Consider the following 11143-nt stretch of genomic DNA (forward strand, 5'->3'; position numbering starts at 1 on the left):
AGCACCGCCCAGGTCACCGGCGAGGTCACCGCCCGGGCGAGGAAGGCGCCGTCGAGGGGCAGACCGGCGTTGGCCAGCGCGAAGAGCGGGACGACCAGCAGGGCCACCCACGGCGAGACCGCCCGCTGGAGGCGGTCGTTCGGCGAGACCGCGGACCGCAGCCCGACGCTCGCGCTCCGTGCCAGCTCCGCAGTGGGTTGCTCGCGGAAGGCGCGCACGAGGTCGGTCGCCCGCTCGAGGTCCCCCCGCGGGGCGGGGTAGGCGAACGTCAGCAGGCCCATGACGAGCCCGGCGGCGACCGGGTCGAGTCCGCTCGCGAGCAGGGCCACCCAGATCCCGAGACCGACCACCACGTACACCGCCGGGACCCGGACCCCTACCGCCCGCACGACGAGGACGACGCCGAGGAGCCCCACCGCCACGAGGACACCCGGCAGCCGGACGTGGTCGGTGTAGGCGACGGCGATGACGACGAGCGCGGCGAGGTCGTCGACGACGAGCACCGTCACCAGGAACGAGCGCAGCGCCGGGGAGCGCGTCCCGACCAGCGTCAGCAGGCCCAGGGCGAGCGCGGTGTCGGTCGACATGACCACGCCCCACCCGTGCGCGGCCGGGGTGCCAACGGTGAGGGCGAGGAAGATCCCGACCGGGACGGCCATGCCCGCGAGCCCGGCCAGCAGCGGGAGGACCAGGCGGGGACGCTCCCGCAGCTCCCCCAGGTCGAACTCGCGGCGGGCCTCGAGACCGACGAGGAAGAAGAACACCGTCATCAGGCCGGCGTTGACCCACTCGCGCAGGCCCTGCTCGAGGCCGTGGCCGTCCAGCTGGACCGAGAACGGCATGGCCCACACCGCGTCGTAGGAACCCGGGTCGACGTTGGACCAGACGAGGGCGGCCACCGCGGCGGCGATCAGCGCGAAGGCGCCCGCGTTCTCCCCGGCGACCAGCCGCCCCAGCCGCTCGCCCCAGGTCCGCGTCCACGGCGTCTGGCCGGTCTCCGCGGGCTCCGGGTCCACACCCGCGACGCTAGCCCACGGGCCCGCGTCGACCGGCCCGCCGTGATCAGGACCGCGCCCGGGTCAGGGCCTCGGGGCCGCGTCGTCGAGCAGGGGCCGGACCAGGTCGCGCAGGGCCGACGTCGGGGGCAGCCCGAGCTCGGCATCGAGCAGGGCCCGGAACGCGTCGTACTCCGCCAGCGCCGCCGCGGTGTTGCCCTCGGCGAGGTGGACCTCGACGAGCCGGCGGCGGGCGCTCTCGCGCAGCGGCTCGTGGGCGACCGCGGCGAGCGCGAACCGCAGGGCCTCGGCGAGGCGGCCCTCCCGACGGCAGGCGGCGCTGCGGTCCTCGAGGGCGTGCAGCCGCAGCTGGCGGTGCCGCTCCCGCTCCACGAGCACCCACTCCTCCGACCACCCGGGCAGCAGCTCGCCGTGGCGCAGCAGGTCGGCCTCCGGCGCGGACCCGGCGTCGCCGTCGAGCGCGTGGACGTCGACGACGGCGTCCGGGCGCAGGCCCACGCTGTCCGCGTCCACGCACACGAGGGCGTCGCGCACCGCGGCCGGCACCTTCCACAGCACCGTCCGCAGCCGCGTCAGGGCCTCCCGGTCGGGGTGCTCCGGCCAGAGCACGGCGGCCAGTTCGTGGCGCCGGACCCGTCGGCGGGCGAGCGCGAGGAACGCGAGCGCCCGCTCGAGGGTCGGCGGCAGCCGCACCTCGTCCTCGCCGACGCGGCAGGAGAAGCGGCCCAGCAGGTCGAGGTGGGCGGGGGCCGGGCTCGGCTGCGCTCTCGGGGTCATCGCCCCGACCACGCTAGGGAGGTCGGCGCGCCGTCGCGACTCGGGAGCGGATGCGTGGAGACGACGCCGTAGACGGCGCGGTGACGCCGCGCGCGACGGCGGGGCCACGGCGCCCGGCGAGGCTGCCGACCATCGAGGGCCCGACGACCGGGTCCTGCCGACGTCACCGAACGACGAGAGGACCTCTGTGTTCCTTCACGTGCAGCGCCTGATCAACGAGATCGTCCCGGACGAGCCGGACCCCGCGGCGGCGAACGCCCTGCAGGAGGGTCTCGGCGGCCAGTTCGGCGAGATGCGCACGATGATGCAGTACCTGTTCCAGAGCTTCAATTTCCGCGGTCCGACCGCCAAACCCTTCCGCGACCTGCTCTACGGCGTCGGCACCGAGGAGATCGGCCACGTCGAGCTCATCGCCACCACCATCGCGCGCCTGGTCGACGGTTCGCCGCGCTACCAGGGCAACCCGACCCACCTCGACGAGCCCGGCGAGGGCGGCGCGACGCCGCTGTCGGTGGCGCTGTCCGGCGGCAACATCCACCACTGGCTCGTCGGCGCCCAGGGCGCGCTGCCCGTCGACGCGCAGGGCGACCCGTGGACGGGCAAGTACGTCTACGACAGCGGCAACCTGCCGCTGAACCTCCTCTACAACCTCATGCTCGAGTCCACCGGTCGCCTGCAGAAGTGCCGGCTCTACGAGATGACCGACAACAAGACCGCGCGCGGCACGATCGCCTACCTGATCGTGCGGGACCAGGCCCACGAGAACGCCTACGCCAAGGCGCTCGAGGCCCTCGGCGTGGAGTGGAACAAGCTCCTCCCGATCCCGAAGACGAACGCGGAGCGCTTCCCCGAGGTCAAGACGCTGCTCGACCAGGGTCTGCAGTCGAAGCAGTACACCTTCAGCCTCGACCAGCTCTCCGAGGCCGCGAAGATCTACCACGGGCCGTCGCCGTCGAAGGACGGCACGGAGCTCTCGACCGAGCAGGCGCCCCAGGGCGCCGACATGCCGATCGCGGTCGAGCGCCCCGAGGAGTTCGGCCCCGGTCTGGACAGCGAGCTCATGGAGCTCGTCCAGGCGACGGCCGACATGGAGGCCTCCACGCCGCCCGGGATCTACGGCACCACGGGCTGACGGCGTGACCGACGCCCGCGCCGCCGGCGCGGTCCTCCTCGTCGCGGTGTGGGCGGAGGACGGCGAGCTGCGGGGCCGCCTCACCGGTGCGGACGACCTCGCCGCGCCGACGCGCGCCGTCGGCGCGGCGCACGGGGTCGAGGACCTGACGCCGGGCCGTCGGCGACTGGCTCCGCGCCCGCGCGGCGGAGGTCGGGGTCGACCCGGCGAGCGCCTAACCGTCGAGGTCGGCGTTGTCCTCGACGTCCTCGTCGACGTGGCGGCCCTCGTCGTCGGCCTCCGTGCCGCCCTCGTCGACCAGCGGGGACGACGCCTCGGGGGCCGCCTCGCCCGTCTGGTCGGACCGGCCCGCGTCGCTGCCCCGCCCTGCGGTGGACTCCTCGCTCATGGGCGGGGCTGCCCGGTTCCGCAGCGCGGGGAATCCTCCGGAACCGCCCCACCGGTCGCGCCGCCTTCCCTACCGTCGACGCTCGTGCCCCCGTGGGTCGTGGCCGTCACCGCCGTGCGCATCGTCCTCGTGCTCGGGGCGGCGTTCGCCGCGTGGCGCGCCGTGCACCTGCACCGCACCGGGTCCCCGCGCAATCCGCTGCCGTGGGCGTTCCTGACCATCCTGTTCATCACGACGACCGCGATGATCAGCGTGGTTCCCTAGCCGGGCCCGGCAGCGCGCGCCGGACCGCGTCGAGCTCGCGGGCCAGGAAACCGTCGCCCGGCGCCACCGCGGCGGGCCCGGGGCCGCCGTCGGCGGTCACCTGGCCTGCGACCGCGTCGAGCTCCGCGGTGATCGCCGCGGCGCGCGCCGCGGGCAGCGACGGCGCGGTCGCCGGCGACCGGTCGAGCGACCAGCAGGCCGCGAGGACCTCGTGGGCCAGCCGCTGCGCGGCGTCGAGCGCCGGCCACCAGAGGGTGGCGCGCCCGTCCCGGCCACCCGGCAGGCCCGGGCCGTCGACCTCGTGGACGTCGGTCAGGGCCTGCACCCGCCGGTCGAGGTCCCTGCGCGCGGTGCGCGCCGCCTCCGCTGTCGTGCTGTGCTCGACCAGGTGGGCCACGACGCGGGCCGCGTCGTGCAGGGTCGCGGCGATCAGCACCGGGGGCGCCGGCAGCGCGGCCCGGGGCGCGACGAGCAGGAAGACCAGGAGTCCCACGGCGCAGCCGACGGCGGTGTCGACGCCGCGCGCCAGGAGGAACGCGGTGAGGTCGGCCGGATGCCCGCCGCTGCCGATCGTCAGCGCGAGCGGGGTGATCAGGACGACCCCGAACCCGTAGTTGCGGGGGATCACGAGCTGGACCGCGCACTGCAGCACCGCGACGACCACGCCCAGCCACACCCCCGCCGGCTGCGCCGCGAGGACGGCCGCGGCGAGCAGCAGACCGAGCCAGGTCCCCAGCAACCGCTGGACCGCGCGCGCCAGGGTGCCCGCCCAGTCCAAGCCCTGGCAGAGCACCAGCACGGCGGCCGCGACGGCCCAGTAGGCGTGGTCGAGACCGACCAACGACCCCAGGGCGCCCGCGACGAGGGCCGCGAGACCCACCCGCACCAGCACCGTCCGCCACGGCGAGCCCGCCGTCAGCATCTCGCGGGCCACCCGCGCCGGGCCCAGGCCGCCGCGCGGGACGCCGCCGCGGGCACGTGGTGCGGGTGCGGCCGGCGGGTCGGCGACCTCGGCCGGCACCGCGCGCAGGCGCGGCGCCGCGGCCGGGTCGACCGGCCGCCCCTCGTCGTGGGCCCGGACGGCGTCGACCAGCAGGCCGTGCACCTCGAGGCCGAGCGCGCGCAGCCGCTCCAGCGTCCCGCCGGGACGGGCGAGCGCGGGCTGCCGCTGGGCCAGCGTCACCCAGCAGCGGTGCACGGCCCGCGCGGCCCGGTCCCGGGCGGCGGAGTAGTCGTCGTGGCCCACGGACTCGACCAGCCGCGCGACGGCGGCGGTGCCCGCGAGCAGCGCCGCCTTCTCCGGGCCGCGGAATCCGGCGAGGACGCCGGACATGTGCAGCACCCAGGCCAGCGCCCCGCCGCCCAGGACGAGCAGGCCCAGGCGCCACGGCTCGGTGGCCGCTCCCGGGATGCCGGACGCGGTGGCCCCCGCGAGCACGAACACGTAGGCCCCCGGCGGCCCGGTGTCGAGGGCCTGGCAGAGCCAGGTCGCGACGACGGCGAGGGCGGCGACGACCACGACGGTCACCCACGCCGACACCGCGGCGAGCGCCCCGAGGGTCACGACGGCCGCGAAGGCCACGGCGATCACCGCGAGCTCGACGGCCCGCGCCCGGTACGGACGCCCGCCACCGTAGAGCGCCGTGAACGCCCCGACGCTCGCCGTGAGACCGGCGGAGAGATCACCGGCCGCCCACCCGAGCACTACGACGAGCCCGGCGCACACCCCGGCCCGGACCGCGTCGACCATGTCGACCCGGACCGGCGCCAGCCGGACCAGGTCCCGCAGCCACGCCGCGGGGTCGCCGAGGGGGACGGTCACGGTCCGCATTGTGGTGGCCCCGGCGGACCTCGGGGGCGGTGGTCAGGATCGGACCATGACGACCACGGAGCTCACGAGCGGCTGCTCGGGCCTCAGAACGTGATGAGCGGCTTGATGATGCCGTCGCGCTTGTGGGTCATCATGTCGAAGGCGTCCTCGACCTGGTCGATGGGGACCCGGTGCGTCGTCATCGGCGTCGGGTCGATCTTGCCGTTGACCATGAGGCGCATCAGCCGCTGCATCCGCAGGCGCCCGCCCGGGCAGAGGTCGGTGGCGATCTTCTTGCCCGCCATCCCCAGGCCCCACGCGTCCAGCGGCACGGAGAGCACCGGGCCGGACTCGCCGTGGTACCCGACGTTGGAGAGCGTCCCGCCGGCCCGGGTGGCGTACAGCGCGGCCTCGAAGGTGACCTGGTTGCCGAGCGCCTCCACCGTGGAGTCCGCGCCGCCGTCGGTCAGCTCGAGGATCTGCTCGGCCACGTTGCCGGAGGCCGGGTCGATCACGACGTCGGCCCCGAAGCGCCGGGACATCTCCTGCCGGTTCGGCAGGCCCTCGACGGTGATGACGAGGCCCGCGCCCCGCAGCTTCGCGCCGAGCGTCGCCGAGAGGCCGACCGCGCCCTGCGCGAAGATCGCGACCGTGCCGCCGATCGGAATGTTGGCGTTCTCGGAGCCGATGATGCCGGTGGAGAGCATGTCGCAGGCGTAGACCGCGGCCTCGTCGGCGAGACCCTCGGGGATCGGCGCCAGGTTGTAGTCGGCGTCGTTGACGTGGAAGTACTCGGCCATGTTGCCGTCCTTCTGGACGGTGAAGCGGTAGCCGCCGAGCGCGCCGCGGCACTGCGAGGTGTGGCCGGCCTGGCAGTTGTCGCACGTCCCGTCGGGGGTCACGGCGTTCACCGCGACCCGGTCCCCGACCTGGACCGAGGTCACGCCCTCGCCGAGCTCGTGCACCACGCCGACGCTCTCGTGCCCGAGCAGGCGCCCCTCGGGCACCGGCAGGAGCCCGGCGACGGTGTGCACGTCCGAGGTACAGATCAGCGCGGCCGTCGTCTTCACGATCGCCTCGCCGGGACCGGCACGGGGGATGTCCCGCTCGACGAGCCCGACCTTCCCCGAGCCGAGGAACGCGAGGGCCTTCATGGTGTCACTCATCGGATCTCCTCAGACCGTGATGTCGAACGGTCGGCTCATCCGGCCACCGCCCAGGTGTAGACGTGCTCGCCCGCGGGCGTGGCCTCGCCGTCGACGGCGAAGCCCTCCCATCCGTTCGCGGCGATCTGGTCGCATTTCGCCCGGTACGGGCCGACGAAGTCGAGGTTGGGCATGAACACCCGAGGCTTGCCCGGGATATTCGCGCCCATGTACCAGGTGTCCGCGGTCGGGAAGAGCGTCGCGTGCGCGATCTCCTGGTTGTAGGTGCACCAGCCGTCCTCGGCCTCCTTCGTCGGCTCGATGACGGCGGCGCCGCGGGCCCGGAGGTCGGCGATGATCCGGCCGACGTAGTCGACGTGCTGCTCGATCGAGACCGGCATGTTCGAGAGCACCGACGGGCTCTGCGGACCGGTGATCGTGAACAGGTTCGGGTAGCCGTGGCTCATCAGCCCGAGGTAGGTCCGCGGGCCCTCGGCCCACTTCTCCCGCAGGAGCGCCCCGCCGCGTCCGCGGATGTCGATGCGGTTCAGTGGACCGGTCATCGCGTCGAACCCGGTGGCGAGCACGAGCGTGTCGAACGTGTACTCGACGCCGTCGGCGAGGCGCAGGCCGTCGGGGGTGATCGCCGCGATCGGGTTCGACTTCACGTCGACGAGGTGGACGTGGGGCTCGTTGAACGCCTCGAAGTACCCCGAGTCCAGCGGGTTGCGCTTGGTGCCGAAGGGATGGCCCTTCGGCACGAGCAGCTCGGCGGTCCGGGGGTCGTGGACCTTGTCCCGGATCTTCCGGTCGAGGAAGCGTCGGACGAGGTCGTTCGCCTCGGTCGAGAAGAAGATGTCGGCGTAGGAGCCGAGCCAGATGTGGAACCCGCCGCGGTTCCAGTAGTCCTCGAGCAGGGCCTCCCGCTCGGCGTCGGAGACGTCGGCGGCGCCGGACTCCTGGAGGTACAGCTCGAACCCGAAGTTCGATTCCTGGATCCGCTTCCGGATGCCGGCCCAGTCGCTCCGGCGCCCGGCCTTGACCTCCGGGTCGACCGGGCCGTTGTTGGCCGGCACGACGTAGTTGGCAGTGCGCTGGAAGACCGTCAGCTCCCGGGCCTGCGCGGCGATCTCCGGGGTCGCCTGCACGGCGCTGGCCCCGGAGCCGATCATCCCGACGCGCTGCCCGGCGAAGTCCACGCCCTCGTGCGGCCAGTGCCCGGTGTGGAAGACGGGACCCGCGAAGGTGTCGAGGCCCTCGAAGCGAGGGGTGTTCGACGCCGAGAGCGCGCCCACCGCGGAGATCACGTAGGTGGCGGTGACCGTCTCGCCGGTGTCCGTCGTGACGGTCCAGACGGTGCGGTCCTCGTCGAAGGTCGCGGCGTCGACGCGGGTCCCGAAGGTGATGTCCCTGGTGAGGTCGAACCGCCGCGCGACGTGCTCCAGATAGGACCGGATCTCGTCCGACCCGGGGTAGCGCTCGCTCCACTCCCAGGTCTCCCAGAGCTCCCGGTCGAAGGTGAAGCCGTAGATGTAGGAGTCGGAGTCGGACCGGGCCCCCGGGTAGCGGTTCCAGTACCACGTGCCCCCGACGCCGTCGCCGGTCTCGAAGACCCGCGCGCGCAGCCCCATCTCGTCGCGCAGCTTGTGCAGCATGTAGAGACCGGAGAACCCGGCCCCGATGATCACCGCATCCACCGTGCTCGTCGTGGCGTCCGTGCTTCTCGTGCTCGCCGTCATCGTCGCCGGCCTCCTGCCCAGTCCCCGATCCCTCGGGACGGTCGGCCGGACCGGGCCGGTGCGGCTTGGACGATCCGCGGAGTCGATCGGAGATCCGTGCTCGGCCGGCGGGGCACTGAGCCCGTCGTCGCAGCTCAGGAGGGCTCTCCCGCGATCACCGCCCGGATCGGATCCGCCGCGGGCCCCGTTGGACGACCGTGCGCGGCCCTGGCCCGTGACGTGGGCCACAGCTAGCGTGGGGCGCGGCCGACGTCGACGAGGTGGCGCGATGCGTGACGGGTTCATCGTTCCCGACGAGCTCCCGGCGTGGGTCCCCGGCGAGGTGACGGTCCGCAGTCCCGACGACGCGTGGGACGGCGTCGCCGTGCGCGGCTACCGGTACCGGGACTCCGACGTCGAGGTGCCGCCGATGCGGGACTTCATGATCGTCGCGTACCGACGCGGCGTCACGGAGATGCACCGCCAGCTCGACGCGGGCTGGCACCACGAACGCCTCGGACCCGGGGACGTCTCGCTGCTCACGCGGGCCGCCGACTCGCACTGGACCTGGACGAGCCCGATCGAGGTCGTGCACGTGTACCTCACCCGCGAGCAGCTCACGGCCACGTGCCGGGCGATGTACGACCGGGAGGTCTCCGACGTCGCGCTGCACGACACGATCAAGGCCGACGACCCGGCCGTGCACCGCACCGCGATGCTGATCGCGGCGGAGGCCGCCCACGGCGGGGTCGGCAGCGAACTGCTGGTGGACTCGCTCACCACCCAGCTGTCGGTGACCATCCTGCGCAAGCACGCCAACCTGGTCTTCCGCGAGCCGGACGGGTCGGCGTGCCTGACGTTCCGGCAGGAGCACCTGGTCCGCGACTACGTCCAGAGCCACCTGCACCGCAAGCTCACCCTCGACGAACTGGCCACCACGGCCGGTCTGTCGAAGTTCCACTTCGCCCGACGCTTCCGCGCGTCGACGGGCACGACGCCGCACGAGTTCGTGCTGCGACACCGGGTCGACCGGGCGCGGCGGCTGTTGCAGCGCACCAGCATCCCGCTGCCCGAGGTCGCCGCGACGTGCGGTTTCGCCGACCAGAGCCACATGAACCGGGTGCTCCGCCGGCGCCTGGGCGCCACCCCCGGCGAAGTGCGCCGACGGGCCTGACCGGCGGCGGCACCCGTCGTCGGGACCCCCGCCCGTCAGTCGCTCAGGTCGACGTTCTGGTCGATGATCGTCTGGCGGTGCGGCGTGACCCAGAGGATCACGCGCTCGGACTTGATGGCCTCGGGCGGGTAGTCCTGGCCCGTGTACTTCCGCGCGACCTCGTCGATGTGGGCGCGCGCCTCCTGGCCGGTGGTGAACTCGGTGACCTCGCCGCGGACCTCGGCGTAGCGGTACGGGTCCTTCTCGTCGCGGATCAGCACCGTGATGCGGGGGTCCTTCTGCAGGTTCTCGTAGCGCTTGCGGTGCGTCTCGGTGTTGAGCACGAGGCGGCCGTCCTTGAGCGCACACCAGAGGACCTGGTTCTGCACCAGTCCGCTGGGCAGCATCGTGGCCACGGAGGCGAAGTTGGGCCCGGAGGCCAGCTCCTCGGTCATCGGGTGCAGCTCGGGACCGTTGCGGGTGTCCGCCATCGTCGTGCCCTCCTCGGGGTCGGGTGTGCGCGCGCCGGTATGCCCGGCCCCCTCGGGCCGTCAACCGTCGCGTCGGGCGGACCCGGCACGGTTAGCGGCGTGGGGTGGCCTGCGCCGCGAGCGCGGTCAGTTGGGGGGCCACGGCGGCGGCCACCCGGTCGGGCTCGCCGAGCAGCGCGAGGTGCCGGGCGCCGGGCAGCTCGGCGACGAGACCGGTGTGCAGGCGCGCGGCGGTGGCCACGGCCTGGGTGTGGTCGAAGCTGCGGTCGTCGCCGGAGGAGAACACCGCGGTCGGGACCCGGACCTGCCGCTCCTGGTCGTCGGTGAGCCCGATGAGGGGCTGGCGGGCGATCGCGAGGAAGGCGGAGACGCCGCCGGGGGTGAGGAAGGGGGCGCGCCAGCGGTCGACGGCACGGTCGTCGGTCGGGCACCCCGGGCCGCACTGCGAGGCCACGAGGCGCCGGATCGGGTCGCGGTGGCGCACCACCGCGGTGACCACGGCCGGGCCCAGCGGCGGGAGCGTCAGCAGCGTGCGCAGGCCGCCCCCGCCGCCGGAGGCCGAGCGGTCGGCACCGAAGTAGGGGGTGCCGTCGCCGTTGGCCGCGACGACGCCGGTGACCGACCCGGGGTCGCGCAGCGCCAGCGAGAGGGCGATCGCGGCGCCGAGCGAGTGCCCCATGACGATCGGGCGGGTCAGGTGCAGCGCAGAGACGACGCCCGCGAGCTGGTCGGTGTCCGCGGCCAGCGTGTACGGCCCCTGGTGCGCGGTGAAGCCGTAGCCGCGCACGTCGTAGGCGTAGACGTCGCGGTCCTCGGCCAGGCGCGGCGCGAGACGGGAGAACACGTACGTCGACTCGGCGAAGCCCGGGACGAGCACCAGCGGCGGCTGCCCCGAGGGATGGACCGCGGGCCAGCGCTCGACGTGCGTGGCGACGCCGGCCGCGTCGACGGTGAACCCGGGCACGGCCGTCGTCACGTGGACCGGCGCGAGGTCGTCCCACGCCAGGTAGAGCCCGGCGAGCGCCAGGACGACGACGACGACCGTCACCAGCACGATCCCGGTGCGGCGGAGCCCGCGCAGCACCCGCCCCCGCACGCCCACCTCCCGCCGCCGCACCGCGTCAGCCTGGCAGGTCGGCCGTGAGGGCGCCGCGCGCACGAAGACGTCACACAGCAGGTGCTCAGGGGCGGTTCATCGCCGGCCGCCGCCGGGGTGGTCGCCGCGGTCGGGTGGGTGGCCGTGCGCTGC

The 11143-nt window shown here is 74.2% G+C and carries 11 protein-coding genes; 3 read left to right on the top strand and 8 right to left on the bottom strand.

Annotated elements, in window-relative coordinates:
* Together AC0CYZ_RS19410 and AC0CYZ_RS19415 are read right to left on the bottom strand one after the other, a co-directional pair.
* Positions 1-1016: Na+/H+ antiporter NhaA (locus AC0CYZ_RS19410; protein WP_472218290.1), on the bottom strand; the 1016-nt coding region annotated here is incomplete at its 3' end.
* A gap of 63 nt (positions 1017-1079) precedes the next feature.
* Complete coding sequence (locus AC0CYZ_RS19415; RefSeq protein ID WP_472218291.1) at positions 1080-1793, bottom strand: AfsR/SARP family transcriptional regulator; 714 nt, start codon at positions 1791-1793, stop codon at positions 1080-1082.
* Positions 1794-1980: 187 nt separating this feature from the next.
* Here AC0CYZ_RS19415 and AC0CYZ_RS19420 point away from each other — a divergent pair, with 187 nt between their 5' ends.
* A complete protein-coding gene (locus tag AC0CYZ_RS19420; protein WP_472218293.1) occupies positions 1981-2925 on the top strand; it encodes a manganese catalase family protein in 945 nt (314 codons plus the stop codon).
* 214 nt (positions 2926-3139) lie between these two features.
* On the opposite strand, the gene AC0CYZ_RS19425 is transcribed toward AC0CYZ_RS19420, so the two are convergent.
* On the bottom strand, positions 3140-3313 hold the full coding sequence (locus AC0CYZ_RS19425) for a hypothetical protein (RefSeq protein ID WP_472218295.1): 174 nt from the start codon (positions 3311-3313) through the stop codon (positions 3140-3142).
* 84 nt (positions 3314-3397) lie between these two features.
* Between AC0CYZ_RS19425 and AC0CYZ_RS19430 the strand changes: the two genes are divergently transcribed.
* Positions 3398-3577 (top strand): hypothetical protein, encoded by a 180-nt coding sequence (locus AC0CYZ_RS19430; protein ID WP_472218296.1) that lies wholly within the window; start codon positions 3398-3400, stop codon positions 3575-3577.
* Here AC0CYZ_RS19430 and AC0CYZ_RS19435 read toward each other — a convergent pair.
* The 3 genes from AC0CYZ_RS19435 to AC0CYZ_RS19445 all read right to left on the bottom strand — a co-directional run bounded on the left by AC0CYZ_RS19435 (position 3561) and on the right by AC0CYZ_RS19445 (position 8271).
* Complete coding sequence (locus tag AC0CYZ_RS19435; protein ID WP_472218298.1) at positions 3561-5399, bottom strand: FUSC family protein; 1839 nt, start codon at positions 5397-5399, stop codon at positions 3561-3563. The genes AC0CYZ_RS19430 and AC0CYZ_RS19435 overlap by 17 nt on opposite strands.
* Positions 5400-5491: 92 nt before the next feature.
* Positions 5492-6553 (bottom strand): alcohol dehydrogenase catalytic domain-containing protein, encoded by a 1062-nt coding sequence (locus AC0CYZ_RS19440; RefSeq protein WP_472218300.1) that lies wholly within the window; start codon positions 6551-6553, stop codon positions 5492-5494.
* A gap of 35 nt (positions 6554-6588) precedes the next feature.
* On the bottom strand, positions 6589-8271 hold the full coding sequence (locus AC0CYZ_RS19445) for a flavin-containing monooxygenase (protein WP_472218302.1): 1683 nt from the start codon (positions 8269-8271) through the stop codon (positions 6589-6591).
* 268 nt (positions 8272-8539) lie between these two features.
* On the opposite strand from AC0CYZ_RS19445, the gene AC0CYZ_RS19450 reads away from it, so the two are divergent.
* Positions 8540-9424, top strand: a complete 885-nt coding sequence (locus AC0CYZ_RS19450; protein ID WP_472218304.1) for a helix-turn-helix domain-containing protein — start codon at positions 8540-8542, stop codon at positions 9422-9424.
* A gap of 35 nt (positions 9425-9459) precedes the next feature.
* Here AC0CYZ_RS19450 and AC0CYZ_RS19455 read toward each other — a convergent pair whose 3' ends face one another.
* Together AC0CYZ_RS19455 and AC0CYZ_RS19460 are read right to left on the bottom strand one after the other, a co-directional pair.
* Positions 9460-9894: a TIGR03618 family F420-dependent PPOX class oxidoreductase gene (locus AC0CYZ_RS19455; protein ID WP_472218306.1), complete on the bottom strand. Its 435-nt coding sequence runs from the start codon at positions 9892-9894 to the stop codon at positions 9460-9462.
* 91 nt (positions 9895-9985) lie between these two features.
* Complete coding sequence (locus tag AC0CYZ_RS19460) at positions 9986-11011, bottom strand: alpha/beta fold hydrolase (protein ID WP_472218308.1); 1026 nt, start codon at positions 11009-11011, stop codon at positions 9986-9988.
* Positions 11012-11143 lie beyond the last annotated feature (132 nt).

The sequence above is a fragment of the Actinomycetospora sp. genome (assembly GCF_055612215.1).

Excerpts from the sequence above, each read along its gene's own strand:
- AC0CYZ_RS19415 (WP_472218291.1), bottom strand. The coding sequence starts at position 1,793 with ATGACCCCGAGAGCGCAGCCGAGCCCGGCCCCCGCCCACCTCGACCTG.
- AC0CYZ_RS19425 (WP_472218295.1), bottom strand. The coding sequence starts at position 3,313 with ATGAGCGAGGAGTCCACCGCAGGGCGGGGCAGCGACGCGGGCCGGTCC.
- AC0CYZ_RS19440 (WP_472218300.1), bottom strand. The coding sequence starts at position 6,553 with ATGAGTGACACCATGAAGGCCCTCGCGTTCCTCGGCTCGGGGAAGGTC.
- AC0CYZ_RS19445 (WP_472218302.1), bottom strand. The coding sequence starts at position 8,271 with ATGACGGCGAGCACGAGAAGCACGGACGCCACGACGAGCACGGTGGAT.
- AC0CYZ_RS19450 (WP_472218304.1), top strand. The coding sequence starts at position 8,540 with ATGCGTGACGGGTTCATCGTTCCCGACGAGCTCCCGGCGTGGGTCCCC.
- AC0CYZ_RS19455 (WP_472218306.1), bottom strand. The coding sequence starts at position 9,894 with ATGGCGGACACCCGCAACGGTCCCGAGCTGCACCCGATGACCGAGGAG.